The 23322-nt window shown below is 41.4% G+C and carries 23 protein-coding genes; 16 read left to right on the top strand and 7 right to left on the bottom strand.

Features of this window, described 5'->3' with window-relative positions:
• Nucleotides 1-7 precede the first annotated feature (7 nt).
• Together AOG26_RS07750 and AOG26_RS07745 are read right to left on the bottom strand one after the other, a co-directional pair.
• The gene (locus tag AOG26_RS07750) at nucleotides 8-2221 is read right to left on the bottom strand and encodes a CapA family protein (protein ID WP_152966939.1); all 2214 of its coding nucleotides are present in this window, start codon (nucleotides 2219-2221) and stop codon (nucleotides 8-10) included.
• Nucleotides 2222-2554: 333 nt separating this feature from the next.
• Nucleotides 2555-3208 carry an OmpW/AlkL family protein gene (locus tag AOG26_RS07745; RefSeq protein ID WP_054561921.1) on the bottom strand — a complete coding sequence of 218 codons (654 nt, stop codon included), beginning with the start codon at nucleotides 3206-3208 and terminating at the stop codon, nucleotides 2555-2557.
• Between the two features lie 235 nt (nucleotides 3209-3443).
• Between AOG26_RS07745 and AOG26_RS07740 the strand changes: the two genes are divergently transcribed.
• Nucleotides 3444-4862: an MATE family efflux transporter gene (locus tag AOG26_RS07740; RefSeq protein WP_054561920.1), complete on the top strand. Its 1419-nt coding sequence runs from the start codon at nucleotides 3444-3446 to the stop codon at nucleotides 4860-4862.
• A 70-nt stretch (nucleotides 4863-4932) separates the two neighbouring features.
• Nucleotides 4933-6111: a succinyl-diaminopimelate desuccinylase gene (gene dapE / locus AOG26_RS07735; RefSeq protein WP_054561919.1), complete on the top strand. Its 1179-nt coding sequence runs from the start codon at nucleotides 4933-4935 to the stop codon at nucleotides 6109-6111.
• A gap of 51 nt (nucleotides 6112-6162) precedes the next feature.
• Here dapE and AOG26_RS07730 read toward each other — a convergent pair whose 3' ends face one another.
• Nucleotides 6163-7881 (bottom strand): lysophospholipid acyltransferase family protein, encoded by a 1719-nt coding sequence (locus tag AOG26_RS07730; RefSeq protein WP_054561918.1) that lies wholly within the window; start codon nucleotides 7879-7881, stop codon nucleotides 6163-6165.
• 123 nt (nucleotides 7882-8004) lie between these two features.
• On the opposite strand from AOG26_RS07730, the gene AOG26_RS07725 reads away from it, so the two are divergent.
• Together AOG26_RS07725 and AOG26_RS21035 are read left to right on the top strand one after the other, a co-directional pair.
• A complete protein-coding gene (locus AOG26_RS07725; RefSeq protein WP_054561917.1) occupies nucleotides 8005-8925 on the top strand; it encodes a 2-hydroxyacid dehydrogenase in 921 nt (306 codons plus the stop codon).
• A gap of 97 nt (nucleotides 8926-9022) precedes the next feature.
• Nucleotides 9023-9157 carry a hypothetical protein gene (locus AOG26_RS21035; RefSeq protein ID WP_258535966.1) on the top strand — a complete coding sequence of 45 codons (135 nt, stop codon included), beginning with the start codon at nucleotides 9023-9025 and terminating at the stop codon, nucleotides 9155-9157.
• 62 nt (nucleotides 9158-9219) lie between these two features.
• Here AOG26_RS21035 and smrA read toward each other — a convergent pair whose 3' ends face one another.
• The 3 genes from smrA to AOG26_RS07710 form a co-directional block, all read right to left on the bottom strand.
• On the bottom strand, nucleotides 9220-9801 hold the full coding sequence (gene smrA / locus AOG26_RS07720; RefSeq protein WP_054561916.1) for a DNA endonuclease SmrA: 582 nt from the start codon (nucleotides 9799-9801) through the stop codon (nucleotides 9220-9222).
• Nucleotides 9802-9949: 148 nt separating this feature from the next.
• Nucleotides 9950-10195, bottom strand: a complete 246-nt coding sequence (locus tag AOG26_RS07715) for a hypothetical protein (protein WP_054551958.1) — start codon at nucleotides 10193-10195, stop codon at nucleotides 9950-9952.
• Nucleotides 10196-10295: 100 nt separating this feature from the next.
• On the bottom strand, nucleotides 10296-10739 hold the full coding sequence (locus tag AOG26_RS07710) for a hypothetical protein (RefSeq protein WP_054561915.1): 444 nt from the start codon (nucleotides 10737-10739) through the stop codon (nucleotides 10296-10298).
• A gap of 151 nt (nucleotides 10740-10890) precedes the next feature.
• On the opposite strand from AOG26_RS07710, the gene AOG26_RS07705 reads away from it, so the two are divergent.
• Nucleotides 10891-11274, top strand: coding sequence for a response regulator (locus AOG26_RS07705; protein WP_054561914.1), 384 nt, complete (start codon nucleotides 10891-10893; stop codon nucleotides 11272-11274).
• 261 nt (nucleotides 11275-11535) lie between these two features.
• Here the strand turns inward: AOG26_RS07705 and rpsT are convergent, their stop codons facing one another.
• The gene (gene rpsT / locus AOG26_RS07700) at nucleotides 11536-11796 is read right to left on the bottom strand and encodes a 30S ribosomal protein S20 (RefSeq protein WP_054561913.1); all 261 of its coding nucleotides are present in this window, start codon (nucleotides 11794-11796) and stop codon (nucleotides 11536-11538) included.
• A gap of 243 nt (nucleotides 11797-12039) precedes the next feature.
• Between rpsT and murJ the strand changes: the two genes are divergently transcribed.
• From murJ to AOG26_RS07645, 11 genes are all read left to right on the top strand, one after another.
• Nucleotides 12040-13620, top strand: coding sequence for a murein biosynthesis integral membrane protein MurJ (gene murJ / locus AOG26_RS07695; protein WP_268795220.1), 1581 nt, complete (start codon nucleotides 12040-12042; stop codon nucleotides 13618-13620).
• Nucleotides 13621-13693: 73 nt separating this feature from the next.
• Nucleotides 13694-14620 (top strand): bifunctional riboflavin kinase/FAD synthetase, encoded by a 927-nt coding sequence (ribF, locus tag AOG26_RS07690; protein WP_054561912.1) that lies wholly within the window; start codon nucleotides 13694-13696, stop codon nucleotides 14618-14620.
• 25 nt (nucleotides 14621-14645) lie between these two features.
• Nucleotides 14646-17471, top strand: coding sequence for an isoleucine--tRNA ligase (gene ileS / locus AOG26_RS07685; protein ID WP_054561911.1), 2826 nt, complete (start codon nucleotides 14646-14648; stop codon nucleotides 17469-17471).
• 9 nt (nucleotides 17472-17480) lie between these two features.
• Nucleotides 17481-17981, top strand: a complete 501-nt coding sequence (lspA, locus tag AOG26_RS07680; RefSeq protein ID WP_054561910.1) for a signal peptidase II — start codon at nucleotides 17481-17483, stop codon at nucleotides 17979-17981.
• On the top strand, nucleotides 17978-18418 hold the full coding sequence (gene fkpB / locus AOG26_RS07675) for an FKBP-type peptidyl-prolyl cis-trans isomerase (RefSeq protein ID WP_054561909.1): 441 nt from the start codon (nucleotides 17978-17980) through the stop codon (nucleotides 18416-18418). The genes lspA and fkpB overlap by 4 nt, the downstream gene beginning before the upstream one ends.
• Complete coding sequence (gene ispH, locus AOG26_RS07670) at nucleotides 18418-19347, top strand: 4-hydroxy-3-methylbut-2-enyl diphosphate reductase (RefSeq protein ID WP_054561908.1); 930 nt, start codon at nucleotides 18418-18420, stop codon at nucleotides 19345-19347. Before fkpB ends, ispH begins: the two co-directional genes overlap by 1 nt.
• A gap of 38 nt (nucleotides 19348-19385) precedes the next feature.
• On the top strand, nucleotides 19386-20411 hold the full coding sequence (locus AOG26_RS07665; protein WP_054561907.1) for a sensor histidine kinase: 1026 nt from the start codon (nucleotides 19386-19388) through the stop codon (nucleotides 20409-20411).
• On the top strand, nucleotides 20408-21118 hold the full coding sequence (locus AOG26_RS07660; protein WP_327077991.1) for a LytR/AlgR family response regulator transcription factor: 711 nt from the start codon (nucleotides 20408-20410) through the stop codon (nucleotides 21116-21118). Before AOG26_RS07665 ends, AOG26_RS07660 begins: the two co-directional genes overlap by 4 nt.
• Before the next feature lie 183 nt (nucleotides 21119-21301).
• Nucleotides 21302-21856, top strand: a complete 555-nt coding sequence (gene pilV / locus AOG26_RS07655; protein ID WP_054561906.1) for a type IV pilus modification protein PilV — start codon at nucleotides 21302-21304, stop codon at nucleotides 21854-21856.
• A 1-nt stretch (nucleotide 21857) separates the two neighbouring features.
• Nucleotides 21858-22847 carry a PilW family protein gene (locus tag AOG26_RS07650; protein ID WP_054561905.1) on the top strand — a complete coding sequence of 330 codons (990 nt, stop codon included), beginning with the start codon at nucleotides 21858-21860 and terminating at the stop codon, nucleotides 22845-22847.
• Nucleotides 22835-23317, top strand: a complete 483-nt coding sequence (locus AOG26_RS07645) for a hypothetical protein (RefSeq protein WP_054561904.1) — start codon at nucleotides 22835-22837, stop codon at nucleotides 23315-23317. Before AOG26_RS07650 ends, AOG26_RS07645 begins: the two co-directional genes overlap by 13 nt.
• Nucleotides 23318-23322: the final 5 nt, after the last annotated feature.

The following is a 23322-nucleotide window of genomic DNA, read 5'->3' as shown; positions in this document are numbered from 1 at the left end:
CTCCTCCTTAATCAAGTAATGTGAACGTAATTTTTACACTCGTATCATCACTTGCTGAGATTTTTAAAAAGTCAAAACCGTGCATTTTCTCGGTTTGCCATAGTCCATTATCTAAGCTGATAGCATCTTGCCAGCTAATTAGTGCAACATTATCTAAGCGAGAGATTGCTTCACCTGTACTTGGTGCATAATGTCTAAATTGCAGTTTCACACCTCTTGGTGGAAGTTCTTTTGGTCCTAAAGTGAACTCATCTGACGGTAAACTAAAGTCATGACTAAATGCATGCCATGCTTGGTCACCGCCTTCACTTACATCTATTTTATGTTGTGAAAAAGTAAGATCGTCTATTTCGGTTGTATAACTTAATAGAGCATCAATTTTTCCACCATTTTCTGATTGTAAATAACCATAAAATGAGAAGTCTTTACTCAGAAGTGGATCGCCATTTTCATCTGTTAATTCCATCACTCGCATTGTATGTCTAAACGGTATTATCGATGGCGTATTATCGAACTCGTCACGACTAGAGCAAAGTGCTTGAATGCCAGCATAAGGTTGGTCTGTACATGGAAAAACGCTGTCACTGGTGTGATCCCAGCGGCTTACTTCAAACGCCTCGCTGTCGTTATCCCAATCTTCAAAATCACCAAACACCATTATGTCGCGGCCAAAGACCATACTACTGAGTTCGCCACTGGTTACTTCGATCTCAGATACGAATGCGGCTGATGAAGGGGCGTATTGTCGCAAGTCAATAATGTCACTATTGCTATTTACCTCAATAGTGACGTCTGTCGTGCTCTTTGTTGCCTGATTTTGACTAAAATAGACTTCACCATAATTATCACGAGGAATTAAAGTGATATTGTCATCAGAAAACTCAGCAAGGCGTCTTAATAAGTAGTGAGTTAAAAAACCTGTTGTAAAGCGTGGTTTATAATCTTCAACAAAAATAGGATAAGCAAAAGCCCGGTTGACGGTTTGCGTTTCTGTGTTTAAATCGATCATCACAGCAACACCGAGTAAGGTATCAAGGCGAGGTTGGTCAAATACGAAATTACCAAGACCGAGTACAGCAGGAATATCGTTATAGACAGCAAAGCCTTGCGCTACATGGGGGTGGTGAGCAATAAGGAGATCTGTATTTTGCTTTGATAATGCTTCAAACCGGCTGCCAATATAGCTTGAAGGAGAATAGGTGTATTCATCACCTCCGTGCATTTGGGCAATGATAAATTGTGAAGAATCCTGTTCTTCTAGTGAAGATTTAACTGTATCCGAGTTGGTTAAATTTGCAGCTCCGCCTTTTTCAGTATCAGCAATGTAGCTGTATTCGTGTTCTGTCCCTGTGATTGAAGTGGCGGCAAAAAGCACGAGCGTTATATCTTCAAGTGTTTTACTCACTGTGGTCATTGCTTGGGTTTCATCAAGTCCTGCACCGCTATGTAGTAAGCCAGCATTGCTTACTTCAATAAGGGTATCTTCTAAGCCGGATTGCAAGTAATCGTAGATATGGTTATTACCAAGACCAACATAATCTATGCCTATCTCGGTTAGCCCTTGCAGTGAGTCTGGTAGACTAAAAAAGCTGAACTCTTTGGTTGGATGGACGGTTGCTGGATTAGTCGTCACTGGCGATTCTAGGTTAACTGATGCAAAGTCAGCATTTTCAAATAGGGCTGCGACATCAGCAGTAATTGCAATACTGTCTGCCCCGGCTGTATCTGGATGGATCAAGGCATCAGTTACATCGGGAATAGACGTGCCCATGGTTTTTAAATTGGGATCTAAATAACGACGGCCAAACATGGTATCGCCAGCAAATAAGAGGCTTTTACTGCTCGATGCTTTAGTTTGGAGTTGGACTGTAGTTGTCGATGAGTCTGGTTGATTAACGACAATACTTGCACGCGGAAAATATCCCGTTTGCTCAACCATAATCGCATGATTGCCATAAGCAAGGTTACTAACACTTATAGTACCATCGCTATCAGACTGATAGCTTTGCCCAGCTAAGGTAACACTGATATTGCTTAGAGGTGTTTGATTTTCATCGGTGATCGTAAAAGAAATATTTGCACTACCAGCAAGCAGCTTTTCGCGATCGCTGATTGCGACCTGCGTTTGCTCATCTGGTTTACCTTCGTTCGGGTCTTTTACTTTACATGCAGTTAAATTAAGACACGTAAGCAGAACTAAAGAATTAAAAAATATTTTCAACTAACGCCCCTCGTTATCACACAATTTACATTCTATACGTCAAAATTATTATGGTTATTTTATAATTGCTGGCTAATAGGGACAACAATTGACCAGCTCTGAAAATTCAGATATTGCATGCTCTTGGGCATAGTTTCGATGATATTTTGTACTGGTGACTTAATAACCAATGATAAAGGTGTAGCTTAAGTTTTAAGTGTAGTTCAAATTTATTGGTTGACAGAATTTGTCTTAAAATTTAGACAAATAGCAATTTGGTATTAGGAGATGAATGGAAATAAAAAAGGCCAATAAATGGCCTTTTTGTGCGTATGGGCTTTCACAAAATGAAAGTTAGAATTTGTATTTAACACCGAACATAGCAACAACTGGGTCGATTTCTACAGTTGAAGTTAACGCTTTTGCGCCGTCAGCATAAACAGTTGCATCTGTATCGATGTCGATTAGTGAAACCATGCCATGAAGGCCCCAGTTTTCACTCATCATGTAGTTAAAACCAGCTTGAGCTGCAAAGCCAAATGAATCATCTAGTTTAACTTCTACATCGTCAGTGCCTAGTGTTGCTTTTAGTGCAGCTGAAGGCTCTTCATCAAAGAAAACAGTATAGTTTACGCCTACACCCACAAATGGACGGAACTTATAAGTTGAGTCTAAGAAGTGGTACTGCGCTAAAAGTGTTGGTGGTAAATGTTTGATTTTCGCAATTTTGTTACCTGCTAAACCACCTGCACCTTGAACATCATGACTAAAAGGTGTTGCTGCTACTAATTCAATTACCCAATTGTCATCAAGCGCATAATCTACAGTAATACCTAGCTGAGTATCATCATCTGCACGTAGACCTAACGTTGGTGCTTCATTGATTTTTGAGCTGTCGTTATCAGGGTTTACATTAATTGCACCTACGTTCACGCTTAAGTTTGCGTTTGCAACAGGAGAGAGTGCTAATAGTGAAGTAAGTAATGCAATGCTTAATTTAGTTTTCATGTTGTTCTCCGCGAACTACTTGTCTTATTTGGTTGAGGCTATTATTACTAACTTGAAGCGGACAAAACCTGTTCTAGATCAAAGTTTCAAAAATGTTTGAACTAAGTGAAGCCATTTATTGATTTAGATTAAGTTTTTAAACAGGTACAGCAAAAAAAAGATTGACTCTTATTGACTCTATATTCAGTTGCGGCTGGTAAACTAACAGGGTTATTTGCTTAATTAGGTGTTTTTCATGGCTGATCCTCAGCACTTATTTCTTCATGGCTCGATTTCAAAAGCGTTACTTAAATTAGGTATCCCGATCATCTTAATCAATATTTTGCAGTCTGCTTATCAGTTGACCGATGCATTTTGGGTAGGGCGCTTAGGGGCAGAACAAGTGGCTGCCGTTTCTGTCAGTATGCCAGTTACCTTTTTGGTGATTGCTATTGGCTCTGGTTTGGCAATGGCGGGCGCTATTTTATCCGCTCAATACATGGGAGCTGGTCAGCAAGATAAGGTAAACCATGTTGCTGCCCAAACTATGTTAATGGTGACAATTACCGCAACCATACTTGGTTTAATAGGCTATGTGCTTTCTCCTTACTTTTTGACTTTATTAGGTGTTGAAGATCAAGTGTTTGGTGATGCGCTTAAATTTATGCATGTATCTTTTATTGGCGTTGTGTTTGTATTTATTTATGCCATGTTTCAAGCCTTAATGCGTGGCATAGGGCAAACCAAGGTACCGCTTTATATTGTAAGCGCTACTGTATTACTCAATTTTGTGCTCGACCCTTTACTGATTTTTGGTTTTGGTGACTTTGCTGGATTTGGCGTAATGGGGGCTGCACTAGCCACACTAATCACGCAAAGCTTAGCGGCTGCAATCGGGGTATGGGTGTTTTTGCGAGGCCGCCACGGCATCCAACTTAAACTCTCTAGCTTTAAACCAGACTGGCAATATATGAAACAAGCCTTCTTTTTAGGGGCTCCTGGCTCGGTTGAACTTTCTGCGAGAGCCTTTGGCTTAATCATTATGTCGTTTTTGGTTGCCAGCTTTGGTACGCACACCATTGCCTCTTATGGTGTTGGTTCTAATATTTTACAAATGGTGATGATCCCTGCAATGGGTCTTTCAATGGCTGTTTCAACCTTGGTTGGTCAAAACATGGGGGCAAGAAATCCACAGCGTGCAGCACAAATAACACGTTTAGCCTCGCTTTGGGGATTACTAGGCCTAACATTAGTGGGCGTTGTTGCTTATCTGTTTGCTGAATACTTTGTGGCTTTTTTCATTCCTGATGATGAGTCTGTGATTGCTGGTGGCGCAGAGTTCATTCGCGTTATGTGTTTAACTTGGGGCGGAATAGGCGTGCAGCTTTGTGTGGTTGCTGCATTTAGGGCTTCAGGAAACATGCTCAATGCTATGGTTGTGTCACTGCTTTCGCAATGCGTTATTCAATTTCCTACCGCGTATATTTTGTCAAAGCATACTTCACTTGGACCACAGGGCATATGGTATTCGTTTGCTATTACTAATGTACTTGTGGCTATTATTACTTATCTTTGGTTCGCAGCTGGTCGTTGGCAGCGAACACAATTAACCAAAGAAGACAAAGATATTGCCAAGGTAACCCAAGAAACCCTCATTGAAGAAGGAAATCATTAATTTAAGTTTCATACTGCGGTCATAATCTCTCGTTGTAATAACCTAAGCTTTCTAACTGACTAGGGTTATTATGAGTTTGATATCAAATGCAGAGTTAGCAACGCGCTCAGTAGTGCAGTCTGACGTGGTAGAAACATTACAAACCTTGCTCCGATTTAAATCGGTAACGCCTGCTCAAGCTGGTGCAATTGATTGGCTTGAAGATAGCCTAAGCCAGCTCGGCTTTGATTGCGAAGTATTTAGCTTTAATCATGTAACTAACTTAATTGCTAAAATCACTTTTGGTGAAGGCCCTATCGTTGCTTTTTCTGGCCATATTGATGTAGTACCAGCTGCAGAAGGGGATTGGCGAGTTGATCCATTTAGCGCTGAGATAGTCGATGGCAATATCTATGGCCGTGGCGCAGCAGACATGAAAGGCGGCGTTGCTGCCATGCTTTGCGCAACAAAACGCTTTTTAGCGCAAAATAGCAATAAACGCGGCACATTTTACTGGTTAATTACCTCAGATGAAGAGGGCGAGGCTGAATACGGCTCTTTACTGATTGCTGAGCGTCTAGTCAAACAAGGTGTTGTGCTTGATGGTTGCCTAGTAGGCGAGCCGACGAGTCATTTGCAGGTTGGTGATACCATTAAAAATGGCAGAAGAGGCGCTTTGTCTGCTCGATTATCTATTCAAGGTAAAGCAGGGCATGTTGCCTATCCAGCAAACACCATAAACGCAGCGCATTTAAGTGCAGAGGTTGTGAAGCGCCTAACGGCAATTAGTTGGCACAAAGATGAAGCTAGTTCGGCTACAACACTGCAAGTGACCGGAATTAATATTGCCAATGTGGTCGATAATCTTGTTCCTGCTCAATGTGAGCTCACGTTTAACGTACGTTATAGTCATGGCTACAAAAGTAAAGACGTTAAAGAAGAAATTCAGTTTGCATTGGCAGATCTAGCATCACAGCTAACGCTTGTTTGGGAACGCCCGTGTGAATCATTTTATACCCTGCATCAGGCCAGCAATTGCTTATTGCAGCAGCTCGAACAAGCCGTGCATGAAATCACTGGCAGCTTTCCGGTGCTTAGTACTAGTGGTGGCACATCAGATGGTCGCTTTTTTGCTAATGAGCACACGCAAGTGATTGAATGTGGAGTGCGAAACCATACCATTCATCAAGTTAATGAGCATGTTCCTATCGCAGATTTAAAAACTATTGAGCAAATATATTTAGCTGCGCTTAGAAATATCTTTAATTAAAAAGAAAAAAGTCGGCGAGCGTGCCGACTTTTTTTAGCTATTTTATAACGACTATTCGCGTGTCTGTCCTAAGTATCGTTTGGCTTTACTCGCTTTCACTTTATCTAAGTCGACAAGCACTAAACCATCGATGCAGTTATTAAACTCAGGGTCGATGCTAAAACTTAAAAATTGTACGCCACCAGGTTCGCAAAGCTCGGTGTATTGTTTAAATAGGGTTGGGACTTGCGCGCCGATATTGGCAAGTACATGCTTAAGTTCAACAAAGTCTTCTTTAATATCATCCCCAGCAAATAGCTGAGCACATTGTTCTTTTTGTGATTCGGTATGGCGATATTCATTATTGGGGATAGCTAACACTTGTTTAGCACCATAATAATGCTGGTAATAATGAACGAGTAGTGATTTAGCTTGCTCGGGGAGTGCGTTAGATACGCTAACTGCGCCAAACAAATAGCGGTATTGCGGGTAGCGGTTCACAAATGCGCCAATGCCGAACCATAAATAATCTAAGCTCTTTCTGCCCCAGTACTTGGGTTGCACAAAGCTGCGACCAAGCTCAATGCCCTTTTCAAAATACGGCGTCATATCATTGCTGTAGCTAAATAGGCTATCGGTATATAAACCTTTACGGCCATGTTTTTCTATAATGTCTTGTGCGCAGGCAAGTCGGTATGCGCCGACTAGTTCAAGTTGCTTAGCATCCCACAGTACAAGGTGTTGATAATCCATGTCGTATTTATCTATATCTCGGCGTTTGCCACTGCCTTCACCGACTGCCCGAAACGCAATTTCACGCAGTCGCCCCAGTTCACGGAAAATCGGTGAGCTACCACAGTATTGATATAAGTAAATTTTCATACCATCAGAGGTTTCACCTAATAACTCACATTCTTCAATAGCTTTTTTAAGGTCTTTCGTTGCTTCTGGACTGGCAATAGGGGTTTGCGTTTTTAACGGCAGAGGTTTTTTTGTGATAAGTCGATACAACTGCTTTCTTATCAGCTGAGCTATTTCTTTGTCTTTTAAATTCTCGATTAAATATGACTCAGGTGGGATGGACGCGCCAATTTCAAACTCTAATGATTTTTGTCGTTGTTTAAACATCTCTTTGACTAACAACAAACTGGCTAAGGGTTTGTAGATCATTGAGGTGCCGTAGAATAATGGGCTGTTTTTCGCTTTGATGTAAATAGGCAAAATAGGTGCGTTGGCCTTTTTCGCCATACGTAAAAAGCCAGTATTCCATTTACAGTCTTTAATGCCCGTTGGACTTAAACGTGACACCTCTCCTGCAGGAAAGATTAATAACGCACCGTCTGATTTTAAATGCTGTTGGATATTAGCAAGCTCTTTCTTTTTGCTTGTACCAGAGAGGTTGTCAACGGGAAGAAGTAATGAATGCATCGGAGTGATTGACATCAGCATGCGGTTTGCAACGACTTTTAAGTCAGGGCGAACACTTGATAAGACTTTTATTAGCGCTAATGCATCAAGAGAACCGATAGGGTGGTTAGCGACAATAACGACATTACCTTCACTAGGAATATGTTCCATCTGCTTTGGCTTGTAGCGCGTGTCAAAGTCTAGCTCATCAAGTACTTGCTCTACAAACTCAAGTCCTTGTAAGTGTGGGTATGCATCACCAAAGGCAACAAACTCTTGCTCGTGTAATAAATAACCCAAACCTTTCTTTACTAAGCCTTTTACTTTTGGTGAATTTTCTAACTGTGGTAAATTTGCTTCTATTACTTTATCAACACTGATCATACAAACCTCAAACATAAACGCATTCAGCGATGAGGTTAGGGTAAGAGTTCGCTGTGACAGTTAGGTTGCAGTTGTGTGACTTTTTAAAGAGCGCTTCGAGTACGAGGCAAAATGGAGAAGACAATGATTTTACTTGTAGCTGTAACTGGCCGAGATTGCAGCCAATTAATTGCCCGATTACAAGCGTTATTACCAGAGGTTGACGTGCAGCTTTGGTCTGAATGCACTGATTACCAAGCCGTGGAGTTTGTATTGGCTTGGAATGCCCCTGCTGATTTATGGCCTAAGCTGGTAAATTTAAAAGCGGTTTCTTCATTTGGGGCTGGCGTTGATAGCATCGACTTAACGAAGATAGCGGCGCACGTCCCCGTTGTTAGAATTGTTGATGATAATCTTGCGAATGATATGGCAGAGTACGTGTTGACCCATGTGTTGGCACACAAGCTGAGACTCAAAGAATATTATTTAAAACAATCAGCCAGTACTTGGAAGCCAAAGCGAGCGTATTCACATCAACATGTGGGTATTTTGGGTTATGGTGAACTCGGTAAAGCCTGTGCTAAGCGTTTACTCGCAAATGGCTTTAGAGTGAGTGCTTGGTCTAATAGTGAAAAACACGATGCTGAAGTAAGTACCTATTACACACAGCAGGGATTAGATGACATGCTTGGTCAAATTGATTATCTCGTGTGCTTGTTGCCACTTAACCAACACACTCAGGGTATCATTAACAAATCACTGCTAAGTAAATTGCAAAATCATGCGGTGCTTATTAATGTTGCCAGAGGCAAGCATGTTGTCGATGAAGATTTGCTTGAAGCACTTGATAGTGAGCAATTACGCGGCGCTACCCTTGATGTGTTTAGCGAAGAGCCTTTACCTAAGTCGCATGCTTACTGGTCTCATGAAAAGGTGACCTTAACACCTCACTGTGCTGCATTGTCAGATTTAGAGACTGTGACTTTGCAAATTGCGGGTAATGTCAAAAGATTAATTGAAGGTAAAAACCTAATAAATCAGGTTGATAGAACAAAAGGTTATTGACACATTACAAATTAGTTTAATGTACACCTTGTTAACATCTGTAACTTTGCTATTCTGTTGTTGCTCAATAAAAAAACAACAATAAAAAAGAGGCGTTATGAAATCTAATCAAGGTGGAGCTAAATTTAGTCTAGTCGTAGTGTCAGTAATCGTTCTTGGTGTTTCAGCATGGTTTAATCAAGCGAATGCGTCGGAGCAGCCAGCTCAGGCTATTGAAGTAAGCCAATCATAACCAACCAATCACAGTTAATATGTGCAGCATGTTTTTATGCTGCACTTCAATCACTTATTCTATTAACTTCTTTTTGAATGGATTTCTCTGTTCTCGTGTTTCTTCTCGTCTGACTTTTTAATCATCACATACGTCGCACCGCTACCACCATGATGCTTAAGGGCGCTATGAAAGGCTAAAACCGCTGGAATTTCTTGCAGCCACTTATTGGTATAGCTCTTTAAAATACCCGGCTGTGATTTATTTTTGATACCAATACCATGGCGAATTAGTACGACACGAATATTTCGTTTATGGCAGTCATCAATAAAATTAAAAAGCGTACTGCGCGCTCGTTGAAGAGGCTGGCCATGCAAATCAAGCGTGGCATCGAGTTGATATTTAGCTAAGCGCAGGTTTTTATATACTTGGCCTTGTACGCCATCTTTTTTAAATGCCAATATGGCATGAGGATCTAATAGCTCAACGAATTCAGTACGTAAATAGTTTTCATCAATTGCTAAATCACACTCAGCTGCTTTACGTTTTTCTTGTTGCGCTAAAGAAGGGCCCTGTTTCGTAGAATCAAATTGAACAGTGTCATGCTTAAGAGGTTTTACGTCTTCCATTGATGAGAGAAATAAGTCGAAGTCGTTTAATGACATAAGGTACCTCCAAATTATTTATATACGCCATTAATGGTATCTCAGTTCAATCATTTTGTAAGTAAAAAAAAACCCAAGCAGAGGACTGCTTGGGCATAAAAGCTGATAGATGGGATAGCCTATTCTATCAATTTATCTTAGGAGAAGATTAACCTTGATTGATATTCAATTGGCCAAATGTGTAGACCTTGAATAAATAAAATGTGTTGATCAACACCAAGCTCATATTTGAGATAACGCTTGATGACATCAGATCTAAACTAAACGATAAAAATAATAAACTACACGCGCTAATCGCTGCAAAACGCAGTAATGTAAGCTGGTTAATAAAAAATGCACCTAGTCCTAGTGCAAGTAACGTTAAGTTTAAAAGCCAATCTAGCTCGTTTAGCATGGTCGTATCTGATCGTGTCTGTGTTGAAAAAGGAGCGCCATTATGGTGATCTTTTACACAGCTTTCAACCAAGTAATTTTAAATTTTCGGATTAGATTTTTTAATCCATTATTAGCTTTTTCATGGCAGCAAAAAAACCACTTTGCTCTGTCACGCGATATTTCTGGCAGGTATCTGGTTTGCGCTTATCCTGGCACAGGTAAATAATGTTGCGGCTTAGGTCTGCACGGGGGCTGAGGGTTGAATCAAATAAGTTTGCACCATAACCAAAAACCCCTGGCCAAAATACACTTTGCGAGACCATACCTAGCTTTTCATAAGTGATTAACACAGGTTTGGGCGTAATTAGCAGAATTAATACAACTGCTGCGAGCGCGTACCACCGTGTTTTACTTTTTTTAAGTTCGACTTCAGGAACGCTTTGCTGCGCAGCTTGTGCACGCGCTTGTTGCTGGGGGGCTGGTCTTTGGCGCTTTGCTTGTGTTGGTTTTTTTCGTGCAGGTGTTTTACCAAGCAAAGATTGTTTTTTTATTTTATTAGACATAAAGCTTATCTGGCCTTTTAAACATAGGTCTCTATAATGAGATTATAACGAAGTTTTTGATATAATAGTCAAATTCAAATCACTTATAGCTTAAATGCGTTACACTCTACAGTGCAATGAGTGTTTATCTTCATAGTTTAAGAGGAATAGTATGGATACGCAGCTTTCAATTCTTATTGTGGACGACGTAGGCACAGTTCGCAGTTTTTTAAATCAAACATTAATGCACCTAGGTATCGATAATGTGCGTGAGGCTTCTACGGCCGCGCAGTGTTTAAGCGCATGTAAAGAAAAAGAGTTCAATATTATCTTTTTAGATATTGAATTACCCGATGGTGACGGCAAAGAGATTATCTCGCAAATCAACGAAATTTCGCCTGAAGCAAACGTAGTAATGGTTTCAGCCCATTCAACAGTAGAAAACGTTAAAGAAGCGATTGAGAAGGGCGCTAAAGGGTTTGTAGTAAAACCTTTCACACCTAAGAAGATTGCCGCTATGCTGAAAAAGTTTTATCCAGAGCTCGAAATTGTCTAGTTAACAACTTTAATAAGGCATATAGAACACGTGCCTTTTATACCAACCCGCAATAATACTTAATCATTTTGAGGGATTAAACCTGTCGCTAACTGCGTTATAAATTTCTCTTTTAGAACAACTAAATAACGAAATTTTTGCCTTTTTATCAACGAGGTTTTATTGCCTCAAAATAGACTACTTAATTAAGCGGATTGGTATTAAATTACAGATAAAAAAAAACCGGCAAAAGCCGGTTTTTTCATATTCATCAAAAACAAATTATAGCGCTTTGATTTTAGCTGCTAAACGGCTCTTATGACGAGCTGCTTTGTTCTTGTGGATTAGACCTTTAGTTGCGTAACGGTCTAGGATAGGTGTTGCAACAGCGAATGCCGCTTGTGCAGCTTCTTTGTCGCCCGCTTCAATAGCAGTAACTACTTTTTTGAAGTAAGTACGCATCATTGAACGACGGCTTGCGTTATGTTGACGATTTTTTTCGCTCGTAATAGCGCGTTTTTTTGCAGACTTGATGTTAGCCAAGGTTTGCTCCTAACAATCTTAAAATAAGCTTAATTTAAAGGCCGTGGAATATGCCTGTTTTTATCATGAATGTCAACGAAATTTTGACATCTCAAGAAAAACTGCTCCTTATAACGAACATCAATTTGCCGCTTTAGCAGTTAATATCGCCATTGTAACAAAGGGTCGGGTTCGAGCCTAGTGCTTTAAAGATATTTTAGGCATAATCGCCCATCTTAGAAGTTTTTTGATAATGGGTTTAAGGTGGCAAAAGGATTATTTCGTTCTGGGATGATTGTTAGTGCAATGACGATGATCTCGCGTATTTTAGGGTTAGTACGAGATGCTGTTGTGGCAAATCTGCTAGGTGCCAGTGCTGCTGCGGATGTGTTTTTATTTGCCAATCGAATTCCTAACTTTTTAAGACGTTTGTTTGCCGAAGGTGCCTTTGCTCAAGCTTTTGTGCCGGTTTTATCTGAGATAAAAGAACAACAAGGCGATGATAAAGTGAGGCTGTTTGTAGCTCAAGCAGCCGGTACCCTAGGTACTATTTTATTAATTGTTACTTTGTTTGGGGTTGTTGCCTCTCCTGTGATAGCGGCCTTATTTGGTACTGGCTGGTTTATCGATTGGTGGCAAGGAGGCGAAAATGCAGAAAAGTTCGTACTGGCTAGTGCACTGTTAAAGCTGACTTTCCCTTATTTATTTTTTGTGAGTCTGGTTGCCTTAAGTGGTGCGGTTATGAACGTATATAATCGTTTTGCTGTTGCGGCATTTACCCCTGTGCTGTTAAATGTATCAATTATCACGTGTGCTGTTTTTCTACACGATAAATTTTCGGTGGGGGCATACGCGCTTGCCATCGGCGTGTTTGTAGGGGGCTTAGTACAGTTATTATTCCAGTTGCCATTTTTGTATCGTGCCCGCATGTTGAGCCGCCCTAAATGGGGCTGGCAAGATGAAAACGTTAAGAAAGTCCGAAAACTCATGCTACCAGCCTTGTTTGGCGTGTCTATCAGTCAAATAAACCTGTTACTCGACACTATGATCGCCTCGATGTTGATGACCGGCTCTATCGCGTGGCTCTACTACTCAGACCGTTTAATTGAGTTTCCTCTTGGCTTATTCGGTATCGGTATCGCGACGGTCATATTGCCTGCATTGTCTAAGTTACATAGCACCAATAGCACAAAAGATTTTCAACTAACCCTCGACTGGGGGGTGAGGTTTGTTATTTTCTTAGGCTTGCCAGCCATGTTTGGCTTAATGGTGATAAGCCCGCTCATTATTACGGTTTTATTTGATCATGGTGCGTTTCAAAACGGTGAAATTGATCATGTAAAAGCGGTAAGTTACGGTGTGATGGCCTACTCAGTGGGACTGGTTAGCTTTATGTTAATCAAGGTGTTAGCTCCGGGTTTTTATTCACGTCAAGATACTAAAACTCCGGTAAAAATAGGCATTAAAACACTGGTGTTAAATATGGTGTTTAACATTATGCTAGCTCCATTTATTGGCTATTTGGGGTTAGCGTTAGCAACCGCGATGTCGGCCAGTTGTAATGCCTATTTGTTGTATCATCAACTACGTAAAGAAGGCGTTTATCAGTTTTCTGCGATGAGCCTTGGTTTCACCTTTAAGTGTTTGTTTTCAAGTTTATTAATGGCTGCTGCAGTGTGGTATGTTGGCCAGCAATTTGCGTGGAAAACATGGTACTTTACTGAACAAGTGCTGCTGTTGAGTGGGTTATTAGTGCTGGCGGTTTTTGTTTACTTTGCGGCCTTATTCATTTTAGGTGTGCGACTAAATACGATAAAAAGTGTTGCAACTACTGAATCAAACTAAAAAAAAGATTATAATCGGCGCTTCAAGCCCGATATCAATGTTTTGGGCTCGCTGATAAAGGCAAAAAGGTGGCATGGAGTTAATTAGAGGTATTCACAATATTCGCGCGCAGCATTATGGCTGTGTGTTGACCATTGGTAATTTTGATGGCGTGCACTTAGGTCATGCAGAAGTGATTAAAGGCTTGCTGCAAGACGCAGAAAAGCATCAATTGCCAAGTACCGTGATGTTATTTGAGCCTCAGCCACAAGAGTTTTTTGCTAAAGATAATGCTCCCGCGCGTTTAACTCGACTACGTGATAAGCTCAGTTTGCTTGCTAAATTAGGCGTGGAGCGAGTGATTTGCATTAGCTTTAATCAGCAATTTGCCAACATGGAAGCAGAACAGTTTGTCAGCCAAGTACTGGTTGAAAAACTAGGCGTTAAGGCATTAACTGTTGGTGATGACTTTTGTTTTGGCAAACGTCGTCGTGGTGATTTTGCATTACTAAAAACCATGGGCACTGAGCTGAACATGGATGTGAAAAGTACTGCAAGTTTTCGCAGACTCAATGATAGAGTTAGTAGTACCCTTATTCGCCATGCGCTTGCTGCAGGGCAATTAGAAGATGCAAAAACCATGTTAGGTCATGGTTATGCGATTTCTGGACGTGTTATTCATGGCTGGGCGAAAGGTCGTGAATTAGGGTTCAGAACTGCCAACATAGCACTAAAACGCCAAGTATGCCCTGTAAATGGGGTATTTGCGGTACGAGCTAAAGTTGGTGATAAAGAATTATATGGGGTTGCAAATATTGGCAACAAACCCACATTTAATGGAACACGCGCATTGTTAGAAGTCCATCTTTTCGACTTTGCGCAAGACATTTACGGACAATTTATGCACGTGGAGCTTATTAAAAAGCTTCGCGATGAGAAAAAATTCGAGACATTAACACAACTGACGGCGCAGATTGCAGATGATGTAACCGCCGCTAAGCAGTGTTTTGGTTTAAATTAGGTAGCCGATACGGAAAGTAGGATTAATGAGCGACTACAAACATACTTTGAATTTACCGGAAACAGCGTTTCCAATGCGCGGCAATTTGGCACAACGTGAACCAAAGATGCTTAAGACATGGTATGAAGACGATCTTTACGGTCAAATTCGCAGCGCTAAAAAAGGTAAAAAAACCTTCATTTTGCATGACGGTCCTCCGTATGCAAACGGTGATATCCATTTAGGCCACTCGGTAAACAAAATTCTTAAAGATATTATTGTTAAGTCAAAAACTTTGTCTGACTTCGACGCACCTTACGTGCCGGGTTGGGACTGTCACGGTTTACCAATTGAATTAATGGTTGAAAAGAAAGTAGGCAAGCCAGGCGTGAAGGTGTCTGCTGCTGAGTTCCGTGAAAAATGTCGCGCATACGCAAAAAAACAAGTCGAAGGTCAAAAAACAGACTTTAAACGTCTTGGTGTATTTGGTGACTGGGACAAGCCTTACTTAACAATGAACTTTGACTTTGAAGCGAATGCAATTCGTGTACTTGGTCGCATCATTAAAAATGGTCACTTACACAAAGGTGCTAAGCCTGTTCACTGGTGTACAGATTGTGGTTCAGCACTTGCTGAAGCGGAAGTTGAATACCAAGATAAACAGTCTCCAGCAATCGATGTGCGTTTTCAGTTTGCTGATCAAGATGCTGTAATTAATGCGTTTGAACTTGCTGAAGGCCATGAAGGTACAGGTGCAGTTAGTACAGTGATCTGGACGACAACACCTTGGACATTACCAGCTAACCGTGCAGTAGCGGTTCACGAAAAGCTTGAATATGCTCTTGTTCAAATTGATGATGAAGGTGCACAGCAACGTCTAATTTTAGGTTCTGAGCTAGTTAAAGATGCTATGGACCGTTATGGCTTCAAACATTACCACGTACTCGGTTATGTAAAAGGTGCTGCACTTGAGAACTTACAAGTTGCTCACCCATTCTATGACTTCACAGTGCCTGTGATTGTTGCTGATCACGTAACGACTGATTCTGGTACTGGTGTTGTTCATACCGCACCTGGTCATGGTCAAGAGGATTTCGCGGCAGGTCTTGCTTATGGTTTAGAAGTAGCTAATCCGGTTGGTGCTAACGGTGTTTACTTACCTGACACACCAATGTTTGCAGGCCAGCACGTATTTAAAGCGAATACGAGCGTTATTGACGTATTAACTGAAAACAATGCGTTATTGCATCATCATGCGCTTACGCACAGCTATCCACATTGCTGGCGTCATAAAACACCTATTATCTTCCGAGCTACGCCACAGTGGTTCGTAAGTATGGACCAAGCTAACCTTCGTCAAGATTCATTAAGCGAAATCAAAAAGACTGAGTGGTTACCTGAGTGGGGCGAGAGCCGCATTGCAAACATGGTTGAAGGCCGTCCTGATTGGTGTATTTCACGTCAACGTACATGGGGTGTGCCAATTGCATTATTCGTTGATAAAGACACTGGTGTGCTTCATCCGAATACCGAAGAGCTAATTGAAGAAGCTGCGAAATTGGTTGAAAAATCAGGTATTCAAGCTTGGTATGACTTAGATCCAGCAACCTTACTTGGCGATGACGCTGAGCAATACATGAAAGTACAAGATACGCTAGATGTATGGTTTGACTCAGGTGTGACTCACGCATGTGTGGTTGATGCACGTGAAGATTTAACCGGTCCTGCTGATCTTTACTTAGAAGGTTCTGATCAACACCGTGGTTGGTTTATGTCGTCAATGATGACATCGGTTGCTATTAATGGTCATGCGCCATATAAGCAAGTGCTAACACATGGTTTCACGGTTGATGAAAATGGCCGCAAGATGTCTAAATCATTAGGCAACGTAATTTCGCCACAAAACGTGATGAACAAACTAGGTGCTGACATCTTACGTTTATGGGTTGCATCAACTGATTTTACAGCTGAAATGACTGTATCTGATGAAATCTTTAAGCGTTCAGCAGACCGTTATCGTCGTATTCGTAACACGAGCCGTTACTTACTTGCGAACTTAAATGGTTTTGATCCAAAAACTGATCAAGTTGCTATTGAAGACATGGTTGAGCTTGACCGTTGGATTGTGGGCCGTGCAGCTGAACTTCAAGATGAAATCTTAGCGGCTTACGACAAGTATCAAATGCTACTTGTAACGCAAAAGCTAATGAACTTCTGTACTGGTGAGCTTGGTTCGTTCTACCTAGACGTAATCAAAGATCGTCAATACACAGCGAAAAGCGACAGCCACGCGCGTCGTTCATGTCAAACTGCGCTTTACCATATTGCTGAAGCAATGACGCGTTGGATGGCACCGATCTTAAGCTTCACCGCGCAAGAAATCTGGGAAGCATTACCAGGTGAGCGTGACAAATTTGTATTCACTTCAGTGTGGTACGATGGCTTGCAAGCCTCTTCACAAGGTAAATTCAGCAACGAGGATTGGTTAACAATCCTTAACGTGCGTGATGAAGTAAACCGTGTACTAGAAGCAGCTCGTAAAGAAGAAGTTATTGGTGCAACTCTACAAGCAAACGTAAACATTTATGCAGGTGAAGAGCTAAGCGCGAAATTAGCTGCATTAGGTGATGAACTGCGCTTTGTACTATTAACTTCAGGCGTAACCGTTGAAACTGTGACAGCACAGCCAGAAGATACACAAGCTACAGAAATTGATGGCTTATACATTAAAGTTGCTGCAACAACCGCTGAAAAATGTGAGCGTTGTTGGCATTACTGTGATGATGTAGGTGCTGATCCTGCTCACCCTGAGATCTGTGGCCGTTGTGTAAGCAATGTTGATGGCGATGGTGAACAGCGTCAGTTCGCATAGGAGTTGTTTGTGAGCAAACTAGCCGGAAAAAGTGGCTTGGTTTGGTTATGGCTTAGTCTATTACTTTTGGTAGTAGACTATGCGACAAAATCACTTGTCGTTAGTACCATGGCCTACGAAGAGTCGATTGATATTCTGCCGTTTTTTAATTTCACTTATGTACATAATTATGGTGCAGCCTTCAGCTTTTTAAGTGATTCAGGTGGCTGGCAGCGTTGGTTCTTTAGTTTGATTGCAGTGTCGATCAGTGTGCTTTTAGTGTGGTGGCTGAAACGCTTACCAGCGTCTAATAAAGTATTATGTTCTGCTTATGCGTTAGTATTAGCCGGTGCGATTGGCAACTTATACGACCGCATCGCTTATGGCTATGTCATTGACTTCCTGCATGTATATTACGAAAACTGGCACTTTCCTGTTTTTAATATTGCCGATTGTGCAATTTGTATCGGTGCCGCATTACTTTTATTTGATGCCTTCACAGGCGAAAGTCCTAAGGAGCAACAAGCATGAGCCAAGCTGTAATTGGTGAAAACTCTGAAGTGATCTTTCATTTCTCAATTAAGTTAGAAGATGGCTCAGCAGCCGATTCAACTAAGGTACATAATAAACCTGCAAAATTGCGAATGGGTGATGGTAGCCTGACAGCAAACTTTGAAAAGTGTTTACTCGGTTTAGCGGCTGGTGACAGTAAGTCATTTGCATTAGAGCCAGAAGATGCATTTGGTCAGCCAAATCCAGATAACATTTATTATGTTGATCGCAGCAAGTTTGGTTCAGACACTCCTGCTGAAGTAGGTAATATCATTGCCTTTACTCAGCCTGATGGCACTGAGCTTCCGGGTCTTGTTCGTGAAGTTCAAGGTGACTCAGTCACGATTGACTTTAACCACCCTCTTGCAGGGCAGCGCTTAACCTTTGAAGTTGATATTTTAGAGGTAACAGGTTAATGGACATTTTATTAGCGAATCCACGTGGCTTTTGTGCAGGTGTAGACCGTGCAATTAGCATTGTGGAGCGTGCACTGGATATCTTTGAAAAGCCAATTTATGTGCGCCATGAAGTCGTTCACAACCGATATGTTGTTGATGGCTTAAAAAATCGCGGTGCTGTGTTTGTTGAAGAGCTAGATCAGGTTCCTGACGACAGCATTGTTATCTTCAGTGCGCATGGTGTATCGCAGGCAGTACGTAGTGAAGCAAAACGCCGCGACCTTAAAGTGTTCGATGCCACTTGCCCGCTTGTGACAAAAGTACATATGGAAGTAACACGCGCAAGTCGTAAAGGCACTGAATGCGTGTTAATTGGTCACCATGGTCATCCTGAAGTAGAAGGCACAATGGGGCAGTACGACAACGAAGCGGGTGGTATTTACTTAGTAGAAACCCCTGAAGATGTTGCTGGCCTAACGGTTAAAAACCCTGAAAACCTGTTTTACTGTAGCCAAACGACGTTATCTGTAGATGATACGGCAGATGTGATTGATGCACTTCGTACTAAGTTTCCGGCAATTGATGGCCCGCGTAAAGATGACATTTGTTATGCTACGCAAAACCGTCAAGATGCAGTCCGTGACTTAGCAGATAAAGTGGATGTGCTGCTTGTAGTAGGGGCTAAAAATAGCTCTAACTCAAATCGTTTACGTGAACTTGCTGACAAAATGGGCACCACTGCTTATTTAATTGATGATGCGAGTAATGTTGAAGCGGATTGGTTCAACAGTGTCAATACAGTGGGTGTGACTGCGGGTGCATCTGCACCAGAAGTTTTAGTTCAACAAGTAATTGCTCGTCTAAAAGAATTGGGTGGCAATCAAGTTGTTGAAAATCCTGGTGAAGAAGAGAACATAGTATTTGCCGTTCCTGTTGAGCTACGCTAATCTAAGCAAATAGTAGTCAACAATTAAAAGAGGAGCCCATGAGCAAACAGCCTAATTCTAACGGCTTGCTGATTGCGGCTCTTTTTCAATCTCGCGGTGTCCTTGCCACACTGATCGTCAGCCAAGTCATCGCTATTTTGCTCGCCTTCTCACCCATGAGTTTAGGTGATGTTTGGTCACGCCTTGCTATATTTAGCTGCTTTTTACATCTAATTTTTCTATCAAGCTTGTCGTTACTGTATGTGTGCCGGGCCTTACTTACAAAGCTGTCACATTCAAAGCAGCTATTCATTCTGATATTCACGTTACTGGCATTAACGTATGTTTTTAGCTGGCTGTTTTTGTCAGTGTTTTCAGATGTGTTCCCTATGGAGTCGAGGGCTAGCTTTATTGTCAGCAATTTACTGATCATATTTTTGGTAACGGCGCTATTCAGCCAATTTTTGCTTATTCATAATCAAAAAGAGCAACAAACGAAAGCGTTAGCGCAGGCTGAACTTGATGCATTACAAGCAAGAATACGCCCTCACTTTTTGTTTAATAGTTTAAACACTGCTGCTGAGCTTACCCATTACGATGCTGACGCGGCTGAACAAGCAATTTTAGCGCTGGCGGCGCTGTCACAGGCCGCAATGCGCAGCGGTAAAGCCATAAAGCTTGCTGATGAAATCACTTTGTGCCAGCAGTATGTGGCACTTGAACGTTGGCGCTATGGCGAACGCCTAGCATTAAGCTGGCAATTACCTGACGAGTTGCCAGACATTGATATTCCGTGTTTAACAATACAGCCGATTATTGAAAATGCGGTATTTTATGGCGTCGAGCCAGCAGAACAAGGCAATATTTCTGTTGAAATGCATCAGTCGGATAAAGCTTATACCTTTATTATAACGAATCCTGTAGCTGCAGAAGTGAATAACTCACGAACAGGAAATGGGATGGCACTGGATAATATTCGCCAACGTTTGGCACTTTTCTATCAACAAAAAGCACAGCTGACGACCACAATTCGTGATGATGTATTTAGAGTGAAGCTGGTAATACCAAAGCAGAGGGATGCATGATAAAAGTTTTGATTGCTGATGATGAACCACTAGCAAGGGCACGTATAAAACGTTTATTAGCTGCAAACGAGGGTTGCACTATTGTTGGTGAAGCAAGTAATGGTGAGCAAGCAATTGAACTTTGTAAGCAACTACAGCCCGATTTAGTGATGCTTGATATTAATATGCCTAAGCAGTCTGGCCTTGAAGTGGCCGCAGAGCTAAAACAGTTTTCGATCCCGCCTGCAGTTATGTTTTTAACGGCCCATTCAGAACATGCTCTAACTGCATTTGAGCTCGCTGTTGATGGCTATTTAGTTAAACCTGTGTCTGAGCAGGCATTAACCAAAGCAATGACGCAACTGAGTAAATTAAACCGTACTCAAGTAACCGCCCCCGAAAATAACTACATTAGTTATCAACTTGCAGGTGTAATACGACGAGTCAATGTAGATGATGTGGTTTGCTGTATCGCAGAGCAAAAATATACCCGAGTAGTGTTTTTTGAAGGTGAGGCACTTGTTGAGCAAAGTTTAAAGCAACTAGAGCAAACCTATCCGCTGCAGCTACTTAGAATTCACCGAAATACACTTGTGAATAAGCAACATATTGTTAGCCTTAATAGCCCATCTTCAGGTAGGCATACAGTTACGATGAAGCAGTTTGAGGAGCCTTTGGCAGTTAGTCGCCGAGAGCTTAAAAATGTTAAAGCTGTAATGGGTAAATAATAAAAATTCTCAATACAGCAGCTTATCTCCTAAAGTCCCAGCTTCTTTATTATTCGCGACTTGGTTCTGAAGAAAGTTAAAGTGCCGTTTATCGCGCATTATGACCGCTTGTCCATATACAGGTTGTTATTTATTTGTGTCGTAATACTCTTACGGTATGTAAAAGTATCATTGAACTTCACCATGATTAAACATTCTGAGCAGAACGGCTTTACGCTTATTGAAGTGCTTATTGCTTTTGTTATTTTGAGTTTTGGTTTATTGGGTGCCGTGGCCTTACAAGCTAAAGCAAAACAAGCTAGCTTTGATTCAATGCAGCGTGCAGCTGCTGTGGCACTTGGTAATGACATTATCCAGCGTATGCGAGCGAATGACTCACCTGGCTTTGCTGCGTTATACAATGGCACTTTCGATAGTGATACAGCTCTAAACACGAGTTTGAGTTGCTATAACTCAGCATGTAGTGCTCAGCAATTGGCAGAATTAGATAAACAACAGTGGGTGCGTGCAATTCAGGCTCGTGAAAACACCGGCGCTTTAGACGATGCAACTGTGTGCATTAATAGTACTCCCGTTGCTGCAGGCAATGCTAACGAATTTAATATTGAGGTTGTGATCAGTTGGCAAGGCCGTCAAGAACTTAGTGCTAATAAAGATACAGCTGCAATTGATTGTGGTTCTAAAGGCGATAAGCGACGTTTGATTGTTCTACAAAGCTATATTTATTTAAGGTCTTGATATGAAAAAGCATAATGGATTTACTCTCGTCGAGATGATGGTTGCTTTATTCATCGGAGGTGTGGTGCTCGGCGGGGTGATGTTTACCTATATAAGCATGAAATCAACAACTCGTGACACGATGACAATTGGTGAGCTACAAGAAACTGGCAGACTGGCTATGAATATCATGCAACGTGATATTGAACAGATTGGTTTTTGGGGCACGTTTTATGAAGACTCTTTCTCAGATGCAAATACAAACAGTTTAGGAAATCCTGGCAATGATTGTTCAGAAGGCCTTAATAATGGCAGCTTTCCAGATACAGCTGCAACCAGTAACTTTCGCTCTGTTTATGCAGTGCAAACAACCACTAGCACGGCACTTGGCTGTATTACTAATGTTGAAAAAAACACAGATGTTTTACAAATTAAGTTTTTAGAAGGGCTACAGATAAGGCCAAATCAAACCAATAATAAGTATTACTATTTTATCGCCGAGCAAGAGCTTGCTGAGTTTCAGCGCGGCCCAATCGCGGCAGCAGCTGTAAATGTTAATGCAACGATTTGGCGCTATCGACATCATGTTTATTACATAACAAAGCAAACCTACCCCATTAATGATCAAAGAGTGTCTGTTCCTTTACTTAGACGTAAACGCTTGACTCCTTCTGGGGGCATGACAACTGAAACGGTTATGGAAGGGGTAGAAAATATGCACTTTGTGTTTGGTCTTGATACTACAAATAACAGTCGTGTTGATACATATAAAAGTATCAGCCAGATGACCAACACTGATTGGGAAAATCGCCGTGGTATTTTGACAGTGCAAGTATTCTTACTTGTGAGATCGCTTTTACCAGATTCAAACCTTAAGTCAAAAAATCAAACTTATACATTGGGTGAAGACGCAAATAGCCGCGTTCTTACATTTGACGATAACTACCGACGCGCACTATTTACGACCACTATCCGCTTGAACAATGTTGGAGCAAATTTATGGCGCATTTAACCTTGCAAAAGAAACAACAAGGGGTGGTGTTAATCGTTGCTTTGATTATGGTGGTAGCTGTTACAGGTATTGCCGTTTCTTTGATGAGTAGTAGTAGCATAGATATTAAAATTACTAATGCAGCCCAAGAGCGAGAAACAGCAGAAAATGAATTAATAGGAACTGTTCAGCAAGTTATTGCAAACGAAGCTGCCGCGGGTGGCGACAGTGCATTTTTAATGAAAGCGGCAGAAATTCCTGATGGTGGCTATGCAATGGGAAAGGTTGGCGACGCAACCAATACGATGACAAATTTAAATAACGGTGTTCTTGATTTACCTTGTCCGCGTAAATTTAACTTCACTGCAGGTATCTCCTGCAACATGGTTCAAGTTGATACCACCATTACCTATGGCACTAAAAGTAAGCATACTTTGACGATTACAACAGGGGTTGCCCAGGAAATGGCGAGCCTGAATACGGGTGGTTGATAAGA

The organism is Pseudoalteromonas sp. UCD-33C (assembly GCF_001306895.1).
In the GTDB taxonomy this organism is placed as follows: domain Bacteria; phylum Pseudomonadota; class Gammaproteobacteria; order Enterobacterales; family Alteromonadaceae; genus Pseudoalteromonas.
Note: the sequence above shows the minus strand (reverse complement) of the source record. Positions and strands in the feature narration are given on the sequence as shown.

What these genes read in the sequence shown, in the direction of transcription:
- AOG26_RS07745 (WP_054561921.1), bottom strand. Translation starts at nt 3,208, where the DNA reads ATGAAAACTAAATTAAGCATTGCATTACTTACTTCACTATTAGCACTC.
- AOG26_RS07740 (WP_054561920.1), top strand. Translation starts at nt 3,444, where the DNA reads ATGGCTGATCCTCAGCACTTATTTCTTCATGGCTCGATTTCAAAAGCG.
- dapE (WP_054561919.1), top strand. Translation starts at nt 4,933, where the DNA reads ATGAGTTTGATATCAAATGCAGAGTTAGCAACGCGCTCAGTAGTGCAG.
- AOG26_RS07730 (WP_054561918.1), bottom strand. Translation starts at nt 7,881, where the DNA reads ATGATCAGTGTTGATAAAGTAATAGAAGCAAATTTACCACAGTTAGAA.
- AOG26_RS07725 (WP_054561917.1), top strand. Translation starts at nt 8,005, where the DNA reads ATGATTTTACTTGTAGCTGTAACTGGCCGAGATTGCAGCCAATTAATT.
- AOG26_RS21035 (WP_258535966.1), top strand. Translation starts at nt 9,023, where the DNA reads ATGAAATCTAATCAAGGTGGAGCTAAATTTAGTCTAGTCGTAGTGTCA.
- smrA (WP_054561916.1), bottom strand. Translation starts at nt 9,801, where the DNA reads ATGTCATTAAACGACTTCGACTTATTTCTCTCATCAATGGAAGACGTA.
- AOG26_RS07715 (WP_054551958.1), bottom strand. Translation starts at nt 10,195, where the DNA reads ATGCTAAACGAGCTAGATTGGCTTTTAAACTTAACGTTACTTGCACTA.
- AOG26_RS07710 (WP_054561915.1), bottom strand. Translation starts at nt 10,739, where the DNA reads ATGTCTAATAAAATAAAAAAACAATCTTTGCTTGGTAAAACACCTGCA.
- AOG26_RS07705 (WP_054561914.1), top strand. Translation starts at nt 10,891, where the DNA reads ATGGATACGCAGCTTTCAATTCTTATTGTGGACGACGTAGGCACAGTT.
- ribF (WP_054561912.1), top strand. Translation starts at nt 13,694, where the DNA reads ATGGAGTTAATTAGAGGTATTCACAATATTCGCGCGCAGCATTATGGC.
- ileS (WP_054561911.1), top strand. Translation starts at nt 14,646, where the DNA reads ATGAGCGACTACAAACATACTTTGAATTTACCGGAAACAGCGTTTCCA.
- fkpB (WP_054561909.1), top strand. Translation starts at nt 17,978, where the DNA reads ATGAGCCAAGCTGTAATTGGTGAAAACTCTGAAGTGATCTTTCATTTC.
- ispH (WP_054561908.1), top strand. Translation starts at nt 18,418, where the DNA reads ATGGACATTTTATTAGCGAATCCACGTGGCTTTTGTGCAGGTGTAGAC.
- AOG26_RS07665 (WP_054561907.1), top strand. Translation starts at nt 19,386, where the DNA reads ATGAGCAAACAGCCTAATTCTAACGGCTTGCTGATTGCGGCTCTTTTT.
- AOG26_RS07660 (WP_327077991.1), top strand. Translation starts at nt 20,408, where the DNA reads ATGATAAAAGTTTTGATTGCTGATGATGAACCACTAGCAAGGGCACGT.
- pilV (WP_054561906.1), top strand. Translation starts at nt 21,302, where the DNA reads ATGATTAAACATTCTGAGCAGAACGGCTTTACGCTTATTGAAGTGCTT.
- AOG26_RS07650 (WP_054561905.1), top strand. Translation starts at nt 21,858, where the DNA reads ATGAAAAAGCATAATGGATTTACTCTCGTCGAGATGATGGTTGCTTTA.
- AOG26_RS07645 (WP_054561904.1), top strand. Translation starts at nt 22,835, where the DNA reads ATGGCGCATTTAACCTTGCAAAAGAAACAACAAGGGGTGGTGTTAATC.